Origin of the sequence: Paracoccus sp. SY, assembly GCF_002901215.1 — a bacterium.
Lineage (GTDB): Bacteria > Pseudomonadota > Alphaproteobacteria > Rhodobacterales > Rhodobacteraceae > Paracoccus > Paracoccus acridae.
On the sequence record NZ_NWMQ01000052.1, the window covers coordinates 1 to 18,841 of the forward strand.

Here is an 18,841-nt window from a genome sequence, read left to right on the forward strand (position 1 = left end):
TCCTGCCATCTCTACACCTCTCATAATGCCATAATCTGCGGGCTCCGTCACGGGGTTTAATGAAGAAGCGCTGAGCTATCCCTTATGGCTTGATGAAGATCGGTGTACCAGGCTGCACCAAGGTGAAAATCTCGGCCATCTCACGGTCAGTAACGGCGGCGCAGCCCCGCGTCCAATCGCGTGGCGGGTTCTGCACGCGGGGCCCGCGCCCGTGGATGAAGATGTCGCCACCCGGATCGCGGCCACGTGCGCGAGCGCGCGCCCGGTCCTGTGCATTGGGATAGGAAATTCCCAGCGACAGGAAGAAATTCGATCCGGGATTGCGATGTGTGATGTAGTAAAGCCCCTCGGGCGTGCGGCCGTCGCCCTGGTGCTGCTTGTGGCCCGCGGGGTTCGGTCCCAGATCGACGCTGTAGGATCGAACGGCCTTCCTGCCACTCAGCAGGTAAAGCGTCCGCGACGACTTGTCCAAAAGAAGCTGGGTAACCTGCGGCCGATGCTCTGGCCCTGACGGATCGACATTCGCCACGGCAGGCGACCCCAGGAATGTGGCCAGCAGGATGAATGCGCAAAACGCCTGTTTCATGGTGTCCCTCGTTCCGTTCTTGCCGGCTGTTACCGCCGGTCAAAAGGAATACGAGGGAAGGGTTAAGTTATTCCCAGGATTCAGAAACTCTGCCGATTACGCCAGTCCCAGCGTCTGGCGACCGCGCGCGACCAGTCCGGCCAGATCGGCGCGGCTTTGTTCACCAAAGACCGCCTCGTCGCCGGCGATGAAGGTGGGCGTGCCCATCAGGCCCATGTGNGGCAAGCCGGAAGGACAGCCCGATATGGCGGGTCACGGGCTCGGCCTCCATGCCGCGGCGAAGGCCGGGTTCGTCCAGGCCAAGCTGGCGGGCCGTGCGCATCACGCTGGCTTCCTCGGCCCGGCCGTTAATGGCCATCAGGGCAGTGTGGAATTGCCAGTATTTCCCGGTTTCCAGCGACGCCAGCGAGGCACGGGCGGCAAAGTCGGACCCTTCGCCGAAGACCGGCCATTCGCGATAAACCACGCGCAGCTTCGGATCGGACGAGATGACCTGCTGGATCGGGCCGGCCATCTTGCGGCAATGCGGGCAGTTATAGTCGAAGAACACCGACAGGGTAATATCGCCATCCGGGTTGCCCAAGACCGGCGCAGTCGGGTCACGTTCCAGGGACTTGCGCAATTCCTCGGGCATGGGGTTCGGGCGGTCGGCGGCCCGGGCGGGCAGGACCGCCATGGCCCCACAGGCTGCGGCAGCGGTCAGGACAAGGCGGCGAGGGATCATGGTCAAGACCTTTCGACAGGGACAGGCATAGCTAATCCGTTGCCGAAGGCAGAGGAAACGCCCCGTCCGGTCACGATCCCGTAGGGCGGCCTTTCCAAAGCATTGACGCCTTGTCCAGCATGACTAAGTTTGATGAACTAATCTGGAGATGTGCCATGAAGACCGTGAACATCCACGAGGCAAAGACCCATCTGTCTCGGCTTGTGGACGACGCGGCGCGCGGACAGCCCTTTGTGATCGCGCGCGCGGGCAAACCCCTGGTCAAGGTCACGATGATCGAGGGCGATCCCCCCCGGCGCCTAGGTTTCCTGGAAGGCCAGGCCGACATTCCCGACGATTTCGACGACATCGGGGCGGACTCGATCCGCGCCCTGTTCGAAGGCAATGCCCCTGCCCCATGAACCTGCTTCTGGACACGCATCTGCTGCTGTGGGCGGCGTTCCGGCCTGACCGGCTGTCGCCCGATGCCGCGGCCATGATCGCCGATCCGGGGAACCGGCTGTGGTTCTCGGCCGCCTCGATCTGGGAGGTGGCGATCAAGCGCAGCCTGGACCGTCCCGATTTCCGCGTCGATCCGGGCGTGCTGCGGGCGGGGCTTCTGGCCAACGACTATGCCGAACTGCCCATTGCCGGGCGTCATTGCCTGGGCCTGTCGGGTCTTCCCGCCCTTCACGCCGATCCCTTCGACCGCATCCTGATCGCGCAGGCCCTGGCCGAGGGGATGATGCTTTTGACCTCGGACGCCCGCGTCGCGGCCTATCCCGGACCCATCCGCGCGGTCTGATCCGATCCGCCCCGTTCACATGTCCGGGACCGGAACGATATCGGTTGTTCCTTTTGGCGCAATCGGTTGTTCTAAGACCAGCACCTCTGATCGCTCGAAGGAGCAGACATGCGCGCGGTGAAGGCCGTCCTGGGACTGGTCGTGATCCTGGCCGCTGCGGCGGGCGGGCTGTGGCTGACCGAACGGCTTCTGGCGGCCCCCGAACCCGCCCAGATGGCCCAGGGCAGCGGCGCCCCCCTGCGGGTCGAAACCATCGCCCCCGAAACCGTCACCTTCGCCGATGCCGTCACCGCCGTGGGCACCGCCCGCGCACGTCAGGCCGTCGATCTTCTGCCCGATTCCAGCGGCCGCATCACCCGCATCGCCTTCCGCCCCGGCGACCGGGTGGAAGCGGGCGAGATCCTGGTCGAACTGGACGACCGCGCCGAACAGGCCGACCTGAAGGCGGCCGAGGCGACCCTGGCCGAGGCGCAGGCGGCCTTTGCCCGCCAGGAAAGCCTGAACCAGTCCGGCAGCTCCTCGGACGCCGCCTATCAGACCGCGCGCGCCGCACTGCTGCGGGCCGAGGCGGAACGCGACCGCGCCCTGGTCGCGCTCGAGGATCGCAGCCTGCCAGCCCCCTTTGCGGGCGTCATTGGCCTGACCGATCTGGTGGAAGGGCAACTGATCGACACCGCCACCCCCATCGCCACCCTGGACGACCTGTCGGTGATCGAGGTCGATTTCAGCGTGCCGGAAATCCTGCTGCCCCGCCTGCAACGGGGCCAGCGGGTCGAACTGACCTCGGCCGCCTGGCCGGGACGCGCCTTCCAGGGCGAGATCAGCCGCATCGACAGCCGCGTCGATGCCGCGACCCGCAGCCTGGCCCTGCGCGCGGAAATCCCCAACGACGACCGTGCGCTTGCCGGCGGCATGTTCCTGCAGGTGCGGCTGGTCCTGGCCGAACGGCAGCGCCCGGCGATCCCGGAAAACGCGCTGAACGTCGAAGGCGACCGGGTGTTGGTCATGGTAGCAGACGGCGGCACCGCGCGGCAGGTGGATATCGTCACCGGCCAGCAGCAGGACGGGCTGATCGAGGTGGTGTCCGGCCTGGATCCGTCTGCCCGGATCATCGTGACAAACCTGCACCGCCTGTCCGACGGCATCCCCGTCGAGGCGGTGGCCCAGGAGCGCCGGGTCGAGGCCGCGCCCGCGCCGCCCACGGAGGGCGACGGATGAGCCTGCCCGACCTTTCGCTGCGCCGGCCGGTCATGGCCACGGTGCTGAACCTGCTGATCGTGCTGATCGGCGCGGTCGCCATGTCGCGCCTGCCCGTCCGCGAACTGCCCCAGATCGAGGCCGCGCAGGTCACGGTCCGCGTGGATTACACCGGCGCCGCGCCCGATGTCGTGGACAGCCAGGTCGCATCCGTGATCGAAGGCGCGCTTGCGGGCGTCAGCGGCGTCACCTCGATGGCCACGGAATCCGAACGCGGCCGGATGCGCACGGTGCTGACCTTCGATTCCGGCCGCGACATCGACGCGGCGGCCAACGACGTCAGAAACGCCGTGGACCGGGTGGTGGGCCGCCTGCCCGAGGAAGCCGACCGGCCCCGCGTGGACAAGAACGACAGCGAGGGCGACCCGGTCGTGCGCCTGTCGCTGTCCAGTCCCGACATGACGCCGCTGCAACTGTCGGATTACGCGACCCGCTTCCTGGTGGACCGGCTGGCCCGGCTGCCGGGGGTCGCCAACACCACCACCTTCGGCGCCCGGTCCCCCGCCATGCGCATCTGGCTGGACCAGTCGCGCATGGCCGCATACGGCATCACCACCGGCGACATCATCGGGGCCCTGCAGGCCAACAACATCGAACTGCCCGCCGGAGAGATCGAGACCGGCGCCCGGCAGTTGCAGGTCCTGGCCCAGACCCGGTTTTCCAGCCCCGACACCTTCCGGCAGGTGGTGATCCGCGACAACGGCATCCGCCCTCTGCGCCTTGGCGACGTGGCGCAGGTCGAGGAAGGGCCCGAACAGCGTGAATCGATCTTCCGCGCCAATGGCGTGCTGTCGCTGGGAATGGGGGTCCAGCCGCAGGCCCAGGCCAACACGGTGGCCATTTCCGATGCCGTCAAGGCGGAACTGGACCGCATCCGCCCCACCCTGCCCCCCGGCATGAGCCTGGAGATCACCGCCGACGAGGCCGTCTTCATCGAAAGCTCGATTGCCCAGGTGCTCAAGGTCTTTGCCGAGGCCGTGGCCCTGGTGATCGCGGTGATCTTCCTGTTCCTGGGATCCATGCGGCTGTCGATGATCCCGGTCGTCACCATCCCGATTTCCGCCCTGGGCGCGGGGCTGGCGATGCTGGCCCTGGGCTTTTCGGTCAACATCCTGACGCTGTTCGCGCTGATCCTGGCCATCGGCCTGGTTGTGGACGACGCCATCGTGGTCCTGGAAAACATCCAGCGGCACCGCGCCATGGGCAAGTCGCGCCTGCAGGCGGCGCGCGACGGCACCGCCCAGGTCAGCTTCGCCGTGATCGCCACCACCGCCGTGCTGATCGCGGTCTTCGTCCCCGTCAGCTTCATGGAAGGCGAGATCGGCAAACTGTTCGCCGAATTCGGCATCGTGCTGGCCGTGGCGGTCGCGGTATCCGCCCTGATCGCCCTGACGCTGTCGCCGGTCCTGGCCGCAAAGATCATGCCGCGCGAGGAACGCGAGAACTGGCTGACCCGGACCATCAACCGGCTGATCGGCGGGCTGGAACGGGTTTATGGCCGGGTGCTGGACCAGCTGATCGCCCGGCCGGTGCCGATCCTGGCCGTGACCGCCTTCCTGATGGCCGCGGCCTTTGCCGTTTACCAGCACCTGCCCCGCGAACTGACCCCGCCCGAGGATCGCGGCCAGATCCGCATCACCGTGACCGCGCCCCAAGGGTCGAACCTGGCATATACCGACGCCGCCACCCGCAAGGTCGAGGCGCTGCTGGAACCCCTGCGCCAGGACGGCACTGTGACCAATGTCACCACCATCGTCGGCACCTGGGGGGAATTGCGCCGGTCGCTTCTGTTCGTGAACCTGGCCGACTGGAAGGACCGCGACGTCAGCGTCGACCAGGTGATCGCCGATCTGCGCCCGCAACTGTCCCGGATCTCCGAGGCCGCGACCTTCATCCGCGCCGCGGGGGGGCTGGGCCTGGGAAGCGGACAGGGCAACATCCGCTGGATGCTGGGTGGCCCCGACATGGAACGGACGGCCGCATGGGCCAACGACATGGCCGCCGGCCTGGAGGGCGACCCGCGCCTCGCCTCGGTCGAGGTGAACTATTCCGCCAACCAGCCGGGCGCCAACCTGTCGATCGACCGCGCCCGCGCCCAGGATCTGGGCCTGTCGTCGGAAACCATCGCCCAGACCCTGCAGGTGCTGTTCGCATCCCGCAGCGTGGGCGAATACACCAGCGACGGGCGGCAATATCCGGTGATCCTGCAAGCCTCGCCCGAGGATCGCGATTCCATCGCCGACATGCTGTCGGTCTTCCTGCGCAACGACCGGGGCGACCTGATCCCCTTGTCGGCCTTCGCCAGCATCGAGACCGGCGCCACCGCCCCTTCGGTCAACCGCTACGACCGCCTGATCTCGGTCGAGATGTCGGCCGACATCGCCCCCGGCACGGATCTGGAAGGCGCGATGGCGGCGGTCCAGGACGCGGCGCAGGGCCTGCCCGCGGGCGCGGTTCAGGCCTGGGAAGGCCAGGCCAAGGATTACCTGGAAAGCTCGGGCGGGATCGCCGCGGTCTTCGTGATGTCGCTGGTCATCGTGTTCCTGGTCTTGGCGGCGCAGTTCGAAAGCTTCCGCACGCCGCTGACGATCATGCTGACCGTGCCGCTGGGCCTGGCGGGGGCGGCGGGGACGCTTCTGATCACCGGGGGAACGGTCAACATCTTTTCCCAAGTGGGGATGATCCTGCTGATCGGCATCATGGCCAAGAACGGCATCCTGATCGTGGAATTCGCCAACCAGCTGCGCGAGGAAGGCAAGCCCCTGGTGGTGGCCGCCCGCGAAGGCGCCGTTGTCCGCCTGCGTCCCATCATGATGACCACCATCGCCACCGTCCTGGGGGCGGTGCCCCTGGCCCTTGCCAGCGGGGCGGGGTCCGAGAGCCGCAGGGCCATCGGCGCGGTGATCGTGGGCGGGCTGTCGCTGGCCTTCGTGCTGACGCTGCTGGTCACGCCGGTGATCTATGTGCTGATCGAGAACCTGCGCCGCAAACCCGCGGCGGAATCGGCGCCTGTGGCGGCGGAATAGGGCTGGGTCCCGCAAAGGCGGGCTTCAGGGCTGGCCTTTGCGGACAGGATCGCCCTATGATGCGGATATGCGCGGATCCGGTCTTTCCTGGCAAGGTCTTGACGACGGCGACGGCGATGGGCCCGCCGCGCCCCGGTCGTCCGACTGGCTGGCCGCGCAATCGGCCCTGGCCGTCGATCTGGCCGGGGCGGCGCTTGGCGCAGGGCGGCTCGAGGCGCGGCTGTCGCTGATGGACAAGGGGGCCCGCGCGGGCGCCATCCGCCGCCTGGCCCTGATCGAGATCGAGGAAATGCTGCGCGCCCAGGGTACCCCCCTGTCGCGCGAGGAGATCGGCTTGGACGCCATGGCCGCGCGCGCGGGCACCGACCTGCAGGCGATGGCCCAAGCCCGCTGGGCCCTGCGGCGGCTGGAAGGACAGTCCGATCCGGCCAGCCTGCGCGATTTCCTGGCGCTGCACCGCAACCCGGACCGGGAGGACGCGCCCTGGTCGGAACGCCCCGTGGGCGCCGCCTTCGACGCGGCCGCGGATGATTTCTTGACGGCGATGGAAGGATTGGCGGGCCTGCATCCCCTGGCCCGCGCCCCTGCCGCCCGGATGCTGTGGCGGCTGGCGGAGCTGTCGCCCGACGGGGCCGCGATCGAGGGCGCGGTCTGGGCCGCCCGCGACATGGCCCGCGCCCTGCCCGGCCTGTCCTTCCTGCCGCTGGGCCGCCATGGCCGGGCCATATGGGCCGATGGCGGTCCGGCCAGGCAGCGCCTGTCGCGGCATCTGGCCGCCGTGGCGCAGGGCACGGCCGACGCCTGCCGGATGCTGGACCGCATCGCCGCCTGGTCCGAGACCGCGCGAGAGGCCACCGCCACGATCAAGGGCCGAAATCCCGCCCGCGTCATCGAGGCCCTTGCCGCCCACCCCGTCCTTTACACCGCCCAGGTCGAGAACTTGGCCGGCATCAGCCGCGACACCGCCGAACGCCTTCTGTCGCGGATGCAGACCATGGGCCTGGTGCGCGAGATCACCGGAACCAAGCGGTTCCGGCTGTGGTCGGCGGGGATGTGATCAGTCGTAGCGCGACAGCATTTCGGCACGCTCGGCGTCAATCCTGTCCATGAAATCCCGGTTTTCGGCACGAAAGCGTTCTGCGAACTCGTCGTTCTTGCTGGTCCCGATCTTGCGATGCCCGGAAGAAACGTCCTGCGTGGCAAAGCCGTCCAAGCCCAGCTTTTCGGCAAACAGGTTCAGCACCTTCTGCGCCCCGCACGAGGTGATCGCCTCATAGGACAGCCGAACCGGAGACAGGCCGAAATCGGAGATCATCCTTTCGGTGCCAACCTCGGCGGCATGAATATGGTTGATCCATTTCTGGATGCTGTTGGCGTTGTAGCCATAAGCATTGTCGCTGGTTTCGATTTCCTGCGCATCGTTGTTGGCCGCATGGCTGACCCTGGTCTGCACCATCTTGTCCAGGGATACGCCTTGGGCGACGATGTCTTCTCGTGTCAGCCAGAAGAACACCGCATCGTCAAAGCGCGACATGAAATTCCCTTCGGTGCCGAATACGGCCTTCAACTGGTGATAGGTAATCTCGAAGCCAAAAATCCCGCCATGGGCCTCGTGGCGGCTGATGACCTCGACGAACTGGTCCAAGTCGCGGGCGCCTTTGGCCCTGGTGCTGGAATGCATGAGCGCAGGGTTGAACCATTCCCCTGGCGTGCCCATGGCTTTTGTCCCCGTCAGGATGCTGGTCAGCCAGCTGCTGCCGCTGCGGGGGGTGAACAGGATGGAATAGGTCTTGGCCGGCTTCTCGGTCCGCATCCAGAAGTCATATTTTTTCTGATCCGCCTTGGGATCAAAAATGCTGTCGCTCATTTTGGGATACACTTCTATCCGGGTGTTGATGGTCATGGGAAACGGTGCCGACAGTTGCTGCTCAAGCCATGGTCAGTTTACGGCGCCTTTCGGGGGTACTGTTCCCCAGAACGATATCCAGCAAAGCCTCTAGGTCGGTCCCTGCCCCGTCCAGGGGGATCGTTCCCCCCTGCCCCGTCCGGGCGGCCTCGGCCCGGATCGCGTCGCCTTGGGCGCCCAGGTCGAAGCCGAAGACCGGCAGGCCGGTCGCGATCGCCTCGTGGGTGGTATAGGAAAAGGTTTCCGGGCCGATCGAGGGCATGAGCCAGCGGCTGATGCCATAGCGGGCCACCAGGACGGGAATGTCCTCGATGCGGTAATCGCCATGAACCTGCGCGGACGAGGCCAGCGGATAGGCGGGATCGACATTGCCGATCACCACCAGCCGCGCCCGGCCGGTCCTTGCAAGCAGCTGCGACAGGTCGCGCAGAACCGCGATGCCCTTCTGATAGCCGATATTGCCCAGAACCCCGATCACCGGCACCCCGTCCTTGGGCTGGCCCGGCGCGACGCGGGGAACATCCTGCAACAGGCGGTGCGGCCTGACGGTCAGCCTGTCCGCGACCTGCGGATAGGCGGTGGCGACAAGCTCTCGGCTGTTATCGGAAAAGACGATGATGTCGTGGGCGGCCCCAAGCAGCACCCCCCAGGATGCGCGCCAGTCCCCCAGGCCGACCTTGGTCCCGTCGTTGCGAAGCATGGTATGGACGGGATCGTCATTGCGGCCCGGCATGGGCACGCCGTGATAGGCGCCATCGCTGCCCAGCAGGGTATAGGCAGGGCTGAGAAGCAGGTAATCGTGGACCAGCACCTCGATCCGGTCATCCGGCCCTTGGGCCAAGGACACAAGGATTTCGGGCAGGCCCATCAGGTCGCGGTCGCCCACGGCGCAGGAATAGACGATCCGGCGGGCAGGCAGCAGACCCAGCAGGCGGGCCACGAAATCGGTGCTGTCGGTTTCGCCGCGGGTGATGCCATGGGCGCTGTGCAATTCGATCTGCCAGCGGGAAAGTCCGCCCACGCGCAAGACCACGGCGGCGGCATCGGTTTCCAGATCGGCCTTCAGCCGGCCCTGCAGGTAATGTTCCGCGCCCCCGCCCATGTCATGGGCCACATAGACCGGGACCGCGCCTTTCTGACGGACGCCCGCCCAGGCCAAGGCCAGGGCCAGACGCGGGGTGTTCAGCGGATCCTGGCGGATGAAATCCTGCACATCGGCATCATAGGAGGGGTAACGGCGCGAGATTGTCTCGCTGTTCCTGCGGATCAGGGCCAGCTTCTCGGCCGATCCGAACGAGGTGCCGCCGCGATGTTCGACGAACAACCCGCCAAACCCCAGATGGCGGCCGTTCTTCTGGCGCGCCCGCTGGCACCAGTCCACTTCCTCGCCATAGCCGCGGCCGAAGACGATATCCAGTTCGGGCAGCTTGCGCAGAAAGTCGATATGCATCGCCATGCAGAAACCCACGCCGGTGGGGGCGTCCGCCAGCTCGGCGCCCGGGAAGAACCGCGCGGCGACCCGGTCGATCGCGTCGGCCTCGCCCGGCAGAAGCTGTTCACGCTGGCAGATGGCAGGGATGTTGAAGATTTCCGCGTCGTTGGACATGGGCGTCACGGTGGCGACGTTGTCATGGTCCAGCAGCGGCCGGATCAGCCGGCTGGCCCAGGCGGCAGGCACGAAGGCATCCGAATTCAGCAGCACCACATGATCGCCAAAGGGCAGCGCCGCCGCGAAGGCGCGGTTGACGGACCGGATGAAGCCCAGGTTCGTCTCGTTCTCGATCACCGTGACGCGGGCGGCGACATCATCGGGCAGGCCCGTGCGCCAGGCGCGCAGCCAGGGGCGGACCTGGGCGTCGGACGAGCAATCCTCGACCACGATCAGGCGCCAGGGCAGGTCGGTGTGGTCCAGGACGCGCTGCAACACCTCGGGCAGCAGGTTGAAGGCATTGTAGACCGGCAGGACGATGGTCACCCCGGTCCGGGCCAGGGCCGGGGGCGGGCTGTCTTCGGTGGCTACGTCATCGGCGAACAGAAGCGCGTTCAACTGGCCCGACCGGGTGACGGTATTCAGGCCAAGCGCCGTCTTAATGCGAGCGACCGACAGGGGATCGCGATGAACCAGCCAGTGCATCCCTGCCGGAAAGGCGCGCACTGCATCCCGCAGGAAGGGTGCGACCTGGGCGCGGCGCATGGCGCGCAATTCACGCGGGGTGATCTGCGGTAGGGCATGGACATAGCGGGTGCCCCCGGCCTCGGCCCAGAAGACAGTGTGATCCAGGCTCAACGGCATGTCCAGCATGAAGCCCGGCGTCTTGATGCCCTGGTCGCCCATGTTCGTTAGCACGTCGTCGCGCACCAGGCTGGGCGCGCGTTCGACCGAATGATCGCCATTAGCCAGCCCCACCAGGCCCGACAGCGCCCATCCCTCGACCCAGATCCGGCCTTCCCGAACGGCGATGCGATCGATATGGCCCAGGCGCCCGCCGCTGCCGTCCCAAAGGGGAAAACCCGGTTTCTGCATCTGTGCGTGCCGCATGGCATATCGCCGGAACAGGCCGAAAACTCTGCTGATCACGGGCTTTTATCCCTTTCGGAAGAATCCTTGCCGGGGCAGGTGTCCCAGTTGCGCCCGTCTAATCCTCCCGTCCGGCCCTGTCCATGCACGACAAGAAGCGGACGGGAGGGATGAGCAGGGAGGTCCCCCAGAGACGCTTTCCGACGGCCCGGTGATCCGAAAGGCCCTTCAGGCAGAATGTAGAGCACAAAGCCCGGCGTTCCTGTCTCTTGCCCCCTTGACCTTCAGCACGTCCTCGCGAGCCAGATAGAGCGCACATTCCCTCTTCTGATGCCCCGAGGCCAAGCCCACCAGCCTCGTGAAGGCCCAGCCTTCCACATGAATCCGACCTTCTGTCCGGTAATGCGGTCGATATGCCCAAAATGCCTGCCGCTTGCATCCAAGCAGCGGAAAGCCCGCTTTGCGGATTTCCAGATACCGGGGAAGTTCCTTTTAAGGTTATCAAATTTTCTTTATCATTGAGGCAATTCGATTTTAACCTTTTCCCGCTGCGGGTAGCCGGATGCCCTTGCCTGCTACTGCAGCAGCAAGGTCAGGGCAATTTTTCGAGGGCCTATTGGTTTATCCATTGAATAAGATGCTTGAACCTTTGGTTTGGGGCGTCCTTATAGCCTGCTGAAGGCACACAGATGCCGTTGGGGGCGGTCACATCATCAATGCCGATGTTAAAGCTTATGCTTCAGAAGTTAAGCAGGAAGGCGACGACGGTCCCAAGTGACACCACTGCGGATGACCTTGGCAGGCGAACCCACAGCAAGGCTATTGTCTGGAATGGCCCCCCGGACAATCGATCCTGCCCCAATCACTGAATGGCTGCCGATCGTTGCGCCCTTCAAGATTGTTGAATGCTGACCTACCCAGACATGATCCCCAATAGCAATGGGCTTGCACGGATTTATTCTTTTGCCGGACGCGACATCAATGATCGAATGATTATCGCTCGTATCCATCGATATTCCGCCGGAAAACATGCAATCTCTCCCAATGACAATATGAGATGTTTCGTGCATGTGCAGCCTAATCCCCATCGAAGACGTTTCATCCCCAATTTCAATAAGGCCATCGTCACATTTGATAACGATCTGACCATTCAGTCTGCAACGGGCACCAACTCTGATTGTATTACGATGGCCTATAACTAGGATCCGGGTGCATCTGCTACCATCACCCAAAGTTACGAGATTGCCTTCACCTCTGACTGTAAAATCTTCAACGCCTTTTGGGGTATCTACCATTTTTTTCCTGCTGCGATGATGTTGATGATGGCTTTCGTAGCAGAAGTGCGTACCTTCGCAATCCTTTGGGCAGTGTCCCAGCACATGGTGTAGCCGCGCACGGAGCCTTCGGCATAGTGCGAGATGCTAGCCTTTGCGGCCGAGCAGATCATGGAATTTGAGCGTGGAGCGATCGTAGCGAAGAATGAGATCGAGGCGCGGACGGAGGCTGCGGTTGGCCAAGCCTGCAATCTACTCCCCAACGCGGGCAACCACTTCAAAGCCACAGGATATGAGGGCCAAGTAAGCACAATCGGCTCTCTAGGTGTAAAAGAAAACTCTAGGTAGGTTAGCGCGTACTGTTTCCAGCGAAAGCAACTTGAGGGCTGTTGACCAACCTACATGGAAACATTCCCAAGCGCTTGAGTTTATACTAGGTATGATGCCATGCCAATCGCTCTTCGTTTGATGGCCTGCGTGTTGTGATCTATCCAGATGACCACCGTCCTGCACATGTCCATGTCATCCGAGCAGAAGGGGAAGCCGTGTTCATCCTGAACTGCCCGGATGGTCCTCATGTCCTTCGAGAGACCTACAGGTTCGCGCGCCGCACGGTCTCACGCATCGAAAAAGAACTTGCCAAGCACCTGTTTACCCTTTGCCCACTGTGGAGCGATATTCATGGAGATTTCTGAACAAGACTTCACCGCAGCCATTACCCGTGGCGAGCAGATCCGACAGCGAGGATATGCCGTTGCGGTTGACTATGACGCCTGTCAGAGACGCTTTGTCGTCGAGCTGAGCAATGGCGTTACGGTCATGGTCCCCGTACACCTGCTGGAAGGTTTGTCCGATGCCCAGGACAGCGATCTGGCCGAGATCGAAATCACCCCTGCAGGGCTTGGGCTGCACTGGCCAAAGCTGGACGCTGACGTTTACGTGCCTGCCCTAATGCATGGAGCTTTTGGCACGAAACGTTGGATGGCGGCTCAGCTCGGTGCCTCCGGGGGAAGGGCATCAACGCCGGCGAAGGCCTCGGCAGCGAGAATAAACGGCTCAAAAGGAGGACGTCCTCGCAAGCAGGTTTGATAGAGGCGCCGTGGTTGAGCGTAAACTGGCGACGCAGTCACCCGAACATCAGCCGCATGGCTGATGAAGGACAGTGATGTTGGTCCAGCCTGCTTCTTTATCAACAAGACGGTTTGACCGGGAAATTCTCATGCACCCTCACGCCCCACGGTCTCTCGACATGGTTGTTCCAATCATATTATTTCGCCAATAAAGCGAAGCAGGCCTTAAGGGCCGCTGTTCATTCTGGTCTGTCATACGACGAAGGAAGCACAATGCCGCATCCTGTAGAAAGTGATCATCTTTCAAAAGCGCATGCGCTCTTCAAAGCTAACGACTTGGACAAGGCCGAAGAACTCATAACTTTGGCACTGGCGCATAATCCTGGCCATTTCGCAGCGTCCATGCTGCGCGCGCGCATATGTGAGGCCCGCAAGGATCCCGCCGAAGCAACGGATCAGTACCGCAGGCTCTGTAATGCTTTTCCTGAAAACCCCCTGCCTCCGGCTGAACTCTCACGTTTCACCATGAATGCCGGAGATTTCGAGGCGGCCGCAGCATTCCTTGCCGAGGCCGAGGCATTGGGCCTGCCGCGTGATCGGCTCATGCAACTTCGGGTCAGGATGGCCGCGCTGAAAGGCGACACGACCCAAGAAATGAAGCTGCTGGAAGAGCTTCTGGACGACAAGGAACAGCCTGCGGCGGCACAGCAGATCCGGCTGGTCCGTCTGGCGCAGTTGCAGGCTAGGCTGCGCAACTGGGCGGTGGCACTTGCGACCGCACGCCAAGTGCTGGCCCGCTCTCCGAATGAAGCCCCTGCCCTTGTGGTCGCCGCCAATGCTGCAGTCGAATTGGGCGATGACAAGGAAGCGCGCAGCTATCTGGAAAAGCTGGTCGAGCTTGATCCAAGCAATGCAGCCTGGACTGCGCAACTGGTCCGTTATCTGGTGAATACGGGAAAGACCACGTGCGCTGCACAGGTGCTCCGCACGGCCTTGGACAAAATAGGCGATGCGTCCGACCTTCACCAGCTTTCCTTGATTCTCAAGCTCCCGCCTGAACTGATCGAGCGGTCGATCCTTTGGGCGGAAGCCGTTACAGAAAAGGCTTCCGATCGCGAGAAAGCTGTCGCGGTCGAAATTCTGATGCGGCATTCGCGGCCTGTTCCGGTAGGGTTGGCCCAAAAACTGGGCGCCCCGGCATCGCGCACAGCAGACCTGGTGCGCTGGTGGCAGATGGCGCCTTCGGACAGTGATCTGAAACGCCCCGTGATCACGGATGACATGAGCGAGGTGATCGTGGCCCGAGGCCACCAGCCTGCGGCAACGGTTCTTGTCTTCACTGGTCTTGGCGACCAGTTGCATGTGCCGTTGTTCATCTATGACCGCTATCTGGCGGCACTGAATGTGGATGCCATCTACCTACGCGACCCTTCCCGATATCTGTTCAACAACGGCATCCCCTCGGTCGCCGAGGATTTTGCAGGATCCGTAGCGCATCTTCGCAGTCTGTTGGATAAGGAAGGGGGGCGCCCCTCGGCAGTGATTGGGACTTCTGCCGGCGGGTTTGCCGCAATCCGCTATGGGCTGACGATGCAAACGCGCAGCATCATCTGCTTTTCAGGCCCCACAAACCTGTCGCACGATTTCTTGGCCGATGAAGGCCGGGGCATGCTTACGATCCAAAGGTTGAAGTCCCTGCCCCCTGATATCCTGGATACTCGGACATTCGTGCGCGACGCGGACGGCCATACGGCGATTCATCTCTATTATGGCGCCCGAATGCCGCAGGATGAAAGACATGCCCGTCATCTGGAGGGTGAACCCGGAGTGACCCTGCATCCGCTGGCAGAGGTCGCTGCCCACAGCATCGTCATGGAACTGGCCGGCACCGGCGAGTTGCTGGACATTCTTCGCCGTCACATTCTCGACAACTGAAATCGAGACGACCTGCTTTGCCGGAAGCACAACCCATGCTGTCTTCCACAGAATGCCGAGGGAACCAGATGCCATCACTATACCTGATCAATCCAGCCACGGGGTTCCCCAGCTATCACACTGCCGAGGCCTTTCAGGAAAGCGGGTATGGTTGGGTGCAGGTCGCGGATCTGGCCATAACTACAGTGGCTGCACTCGCGCCGCCGGGATGGACGATCCGATTGACGGACGAAGGCGTCTCGCCTGTCGATTTCGACCACCCTGCCGATTTCATCGGGATCACGGGCAAAGTTTCCCAGCGTTCGCGGATGTTCGAGCTTGCGGAAGCCTTCAGACAGCGCGGCCAGACAGTTATTATCGGAGGCTCGTTCGCATCGCTGAGCCCCGAAGATGTTCGGCCCCATGCTGATATCCTAGTGACAGGCGAGATCGAGGACATCGCGAGCGGATTCTTCGCCGACCTCGCCAATGGTAATTGGAAGGCCAGTTATCACGGCGGAAAGACCGATCTCCGGCGCGCGCCCGTGCCTCGCTGGGATCTTTACCCCGTCCATGCCGCCCAAGCGGGGGCGGTGCAGACCACGCGCGGCTGCCCTTTCAACTGCGAGTTCTGCGATGTCATCCAGTATCAGGGTCGTATCCAGCGGCACAAGGATATCGAGCAGGTGCTGACTGAGCTGGATGTTCTTTATGCTGCGGGGTTTCGCCGCATCTTCATCGTCGATGACAACTTCACTGTCCATCGTAAGCAGGCTCGCTCGATGCTGGTTGCCCTTGCTGAATGGAACGCGCGGCAGTCAAGCGGGCGCGTGCACTTCATCACGCAGGCATCACTGGACATCGCGCGTGACGATGATCTTCTGGATTTGTGCCACGCAGCCGGGTTGGACACGCTTTTCGTGGGGATCGAGACAACGAACGTCCTCAGCCTGCGCGAAACTAGCAAACGGCAGAACCTGCTGCTGCCGATCCCCGAGGCCATCTCGAAGATCCTGAGCCGCGGCGTCGTCGTGCAGGCAGGCATCATCGTGGGCTTTGACAATGACGGGCCAGAAATTTTCACGGAGTTGATGGAGTTCTTCCGCAACTCTCCATTGCCCGACCTCAATATCGGCGCGTTGACCGCCCCGCAAGCAACACGCCTTTACAGCCGGTTGAAATCCGAAGGTCGTCTACTGGGAGATTCGTGGGATGTCACGGCGGGTAGCCCCTTCGCCACCAATATCCTCCCCAGCGGGATGAGCCGCGAGGATTTGCTCGGGGGCCTTCGCTGGCTTTGCGAAACAGCCTACTCCCCGGCCGAATATGAACGCCGCATGATCAACCTGATAGAAGCCTTTCCAGCCAACGATGGACCATTTTCCAGAGGCAGGCCCACCCTGTCAAACCCGCGTGGCAAGCTGTTTCTCAGAACCTTGCAGATGATCGGCCGCCGTGGCGCCGCAGAGGCGGCGATGGTCCAGAATGTTCTGCGCCGGGCTGCAGAAAAACCTGCGGCCTTGCCTGCGGTGATCTACTTCCTCGGTCGCTACGAGCAGACCCGATATTTTCTCGAAGCCGAGCAGGCGACCGAGAGCGTTCAGGCGGCCGAATGATCTTGAGGTCTTTTCAGGCGACGCAGGGAGCCTGCCTGATAAAGCTCTCGGCACTGCGAACGCTGGACCTTGCCACTAGTCGTCCGAGGGATGATGCCGGGTGCGACGAACACGACTTCATGAACCCTGATGCCGTGTGCCTCGGCCACAGCCAGGATCGCTGCGTCGGCCGCTTCCTTGGGGATCAGCGTTCGCACATGTTCCCGCTGAACCTCTTGAACAACAACAACCTGTTCGGCTTTTCCGGAGTCTACTGAAAAAGCAGCAGATCTTTGGGCAAAAGCCGGGTGACTGTTGTGAACGACGGCTTCGATATCCTCGGGATAAAGATTGCTGCCCTGGACGATCACCATGTCCTTCAGCCGCCCCGATATGTATATCTCGCCATCCTGAGCGAAGCCAAGATCTCCTGTTCTAAGGAACGGTTCTGGATACCCAGGCAGCCGCGCATGGAAACATTCCTTTGTCAGAGACGGCTCTTTCCAGTATCCAGCCGCTATGTGAGGACCAGAAATCCAAAGCTCGCCTGCAGTCCCTTCCGGCACCGGCACACCTGTCACAGGATCAACGATCATGACCGCGCCAGGCTGAACTGCCTGCCCGCAGCTAACAAGCGGCCGGGTTGCAGGCCGATCCGGTTGTGGTTCCAGCACCTTGAAACCAGCACCCGTTTTTCCACCTGAAACGATAAGCGTGGCCTCGGCAAGGCCATAGGCCGGGTAAAGAGAGCCTGCCCTGAAACCGTGTCTGCCAAACCGACGGGCAAAGGCCGAGAGTGTTGCAGCCCGGATCGGTTCGGCACCGCAGAAGGCGCATTCCCAGCTTTCAAGGTCAAACCTTTCGTCGGCTGTCTCCTCTATACGGGAAACACATGCCTCAAAGGCAAAGTTTGGTCCCCCGCTGAGTGTGCCGCGATAGCGGCTGATTGCGGCAAGCCACCGCGCGGGGCGCTGAATGAATCTGAACGGCGGAATTACAATGCTGGGAACGCCGTGATATAGGGCCATCGCCAACGTGACCAAACCCATGTCATGAAACATCGGCAGCCAGGTTACCATTCGCGTCTTGTCATGGACGCCGAACGAGACCGCAAGCATTTGCAGGTTCACGGCCAGCGATCGATGTGTGACAATCACGCCCTTTGGGGTTCCTGTCGATCCCGATGTGTATTGAAGGAATGCCTTGTCCTCTGGGCGGATATGAACGGCAAGCGGAACGGCTGCGTCTGCCGCAACATCCTGTATTCTCGGCAGTCCAAGTGCCTGGCTGGCATCGCCGGTTTCGTCGCCCAGTATCACAACCGCTCCACTGTGCCGAGCGACCATCCCTATCCGATCCCAGGAACGGGTGCGCGGCTGATGGGGAACGGGAACAGCAATGGCGCCTGCCTGAAGGCAGGCGCAGAAAGCCACGGCAAAAGCCAGTCCGGGGCTGTGCATTAAAAGGACCGGTTTCCCCTGAAGCCCAGCCTTGCCAATTTCGGAGGCGAGGGCGGCGACATGACGGCCAAGCTCGCCAAAGGTCAGGCGCTCTGTTTCATTTTCTCCATCGCCGAGGAAAATAAGGCCGCAGTTATCCGGACGCTCATCCGCCCATCGCTGCACCATCTTAGGCAGCGTGACGGGATGGAGGCATTCCAAGCTACCCTGCATCTTAGAAAGCATAGGATGCCCGGGCACGTATTTCCCATAAGACTAGGCCGCGGCAAAACCGTCCTTCCCATCTAATCATGCAAATAGCGCCTGCTCTGCCTCGATCCAAGCTGCAAGAGCACGGGGGGTATTACGGTCAAAAAGTATTTCTGCCGGGATTGGCAGCGAAAATGCCTTTTCAACCTCAAGCGTTATGACAACTGCCCTGACGGAATCGCATCCCATGTCGAAAAGGTCGTCATCCGGCGACAACTGTGCAAGACCAAGTACCTGCACACAAATCTCGCTTACCCGTTCCAGGATCGTATTCTCAACGCGTTTCATGCCTATCCTGCGTCACTACCTGGGATTGCTTCCCTCAACCGCAAATTGGTGTCAACTGGCCAATGTTCATTTGACGATAGCGGCGTGCGATGGTGCTCCGACATTTACGGTCACCGAGGAAATGGGGATGAGTGAAGTATGAGCTGATTGAAGCCAGAGCAATGTCCGCCAACCACGCGGCCCTGGATGC

Annotated in this window: 16 protein-coding genes; 9 read left to right on the forward strand and 7 right to left on the reverse strand. The window is 62.7% G+C overall.

The window, feature by feature from the left end:
- Positions 1-82 precede the first annotated feature (82 nt).
- A complete protein-coding gene (locus CK944_RS19465; protein ID WP_103174728.1) occupies positions 83-586 on the reverse strand; it encodes a murein L,D-transpeptidase family protein in 504 nt (167 codons plus the stop codon).
- Positions 587-746: 160 nt separating this feature from the next.
- On the reverse strand, positions 747-1,310 hold the full coding sequence (locus CK944_RS19470) for a DsbA family protein (RefSeq protein ID WP_239986171.1): 564 nt from the start codon (positions 1,308-1,310) through the stop codon (positions 747-749).
- A 155-nt stretch (positions 1,311-1,465) separates the two neighbouring features.
- Between CK944_RS19470 and CK944_RS19475 the strand changes: the two genes are divergently transcribed.
- The 5 genes from CK944_RS19475 to CK944_RS19495 all read left to right on the forward strand — a co-directional run bounded on the left by CK944_RS19475 (position 1,466) and on the right by CK944_RS19495 (position 7,434).
- On the forward strand, positions 1,466-1,711 hold the full coding sequence (locus tag CK944_RS19475; protein WP_103174729.1) for a type II toxin-antitoxin system Phd/YefM family antitoxin: 246 nt from the start codon (positions 1,466-1,468) through the stop codon (positions 1,709-1,711).
- A complete protein-coding gene (locus CK944_RS19480; protein WP_103174730.1) occupies positions 1,708-2,094 on the forward strand; it encodes a type II toxin-antitoxin system VapC family toxin in 387 nt (128 codons plus the stop codon). The genes CK944_RS19475 and CK944_RS19480 overlap by 4 nt, the downstream gene beginning before the upstream one ends.
- A gap of 108 nt (positions 2,095-2,202) precedes the next feature.
- A complete protein-coding gene (locus CK944_RS19485; RefSeq protein ID WP_103174731.1) occupies positions 2,203-3,312 on the forward strand; it encodes an efflux RND transporter periplasmic adaptor subunit in 1,110 nt (369 codons plus the stop codon).
- Positions 3,309-6,377, forward strand: coding sequence for an efflux RND transporter permease subunit (locus CK944_RS19490; protein ID WP_103174732.1), 3,069 nt, complete (start codon positions 3,309-3,311; stop codon positions 6,375-6,377). Before CK944_RS19485 ends, CK944_RS19490 begins: the two co-directional genes overlap by 4 nt.
- A 67-nt stretch (positions 6,378-6,444) precedes the next feature.
- Positions 6,445-7,434 carry a hypothetical protein gene (locus CK944_RS19495; RefSeq protein WP_192877787.1) on the forward strand — a complete coding sequence of 330 codons (990 nt, stop codon included), beginning with the start codon at positions 6,445-6,447 and terminating at the stop codon, positions 7,432-7,434.
- Here CK944_RS19495 and CK944_RS19500 read toward each other — a convergent pair whose 3' ends face one another.
- The 3 genes from CK944_RS19500 to CK944_RS19510 all read right to left on the reverse strand — a co-directional run bounded on the left by CK944_RS19500 (position 7,435) and on the right by CK944_RS19510 (position 12,096).
- A complete protein-coding gene (locus CK944_RS19500; protein ID WP_158248078.1) occupies positions 7,435-8,244 on the reverse strand; it encodes a Stf0 family sulfotransferase in 810 nt (269 codons plus the stop codon).
- Between the two features lie 61 nt (positions 8,245-8,305).
- The gene (locus tag CK944_RS19505; RefSeq protein WP_103174734.1) at positions 8,306-10,861 is read right to left on the reverse strand and encodes a glycosyltransferase; all 2,556 of its coding nucleotides are present in this window, start codon (positions 10,859-10,861) and stop codon (positions 8,306-8,308) included.
- A gap of 686 nt (positions 10,862-11,547) precedes the next feature.
- On the reverse strand, positions 11,548-12,096 hold the full coding sequence (locus tag CK944_RS19510) for an acyltransferase (protein WP_103174735.1): 549 nt from the start codon (positions 12,094-12,096) through the stop codon (positions 11,548-11,550).
- Positions 12,097-12,557: 461 nt separating this feature from the next.
- Between CK944_RS19510 and CK944_RS19520 the strand changes: the two genes are divergently transcribed.
- The 4 genes from CK944_RS19520 (at position 12,558) to CK944_RS19535 (ending at position 16,675) form a co-directional block, all read left to right on the forward strand.
- On the forward strand, positions 12,558-12,770 hold the full coding sequence (locus tag CK944_RS19520) for a DUF4160 domain-containing protein (protein ID WP_205049116.1): 213 nt from the start codon (positions 12,558-12,560) through the stop codon (positions 12,768-12,770).
- Positions 12,757-13,164, forward strand: a complete 408-nt coding sequence (locus tag CK944_RS19525) for a DUF2442 domain-containing protein (protein WP_103174738.1) — start codon at positions 12,757-12,759, stop codon at positions 13,162-13,164. Before CK944_RS19520 ends, CK944_RS19525 begins: the two co-directional genes overlap by 14 nt.
- Positions 13,165-13,418: 254 nt before the next feature.
- A complete protein-coding gene (locus CK944_RS19530; protein ID WP_103174739.1) occupies positions 13,419-15,080 on the forward strand; it encodes a tetratricopeptide repeat protein in 1,662 nt (553 codons plus the stop codon).
- A 35-nt stretch (positions 15,081-15,115) separates the two neighbouring features.
- Positions 15,116-16,675 (forward strand): radical SAM protein, encoded by a 1,560-nt coding sequence (locus tag CK944_RS19535; protein WP_103174740.1) that lies wholly within the window; start codon positions 15,116-15,118, stop codon positions 16,673-16,675.
- Here CK944_RS19535 and CK944_RS19540 read toward each other — a convergent pair.
- Positions 16,660-18,282: a fatty acyl-AMP ligase gene (locus tag CK944_RS19540; protein ID WP_158248079.1), complete on the reverse strand. Its 1,623-nt coding sequence runs from the start codon at positions 18,280-18,282 to the stop codon at positions 16,660-16,662. The genes CK944_RS19535 and CK944_RS19540 overlap by 16 nt on opposite strands.
- Positions 18,283-18,402: 120 nt before the next feature.
- Entirely contained in the window at positions 18,403-18,651 is a 249-nt protein-coding gene (locus CK944_RS19545; RefSeq protein WP_103174742.1) for an acyl carrier protein, read from the reverse strand.
- Positions 18,652-18,841: the final 190 nt, after the last annotated feature.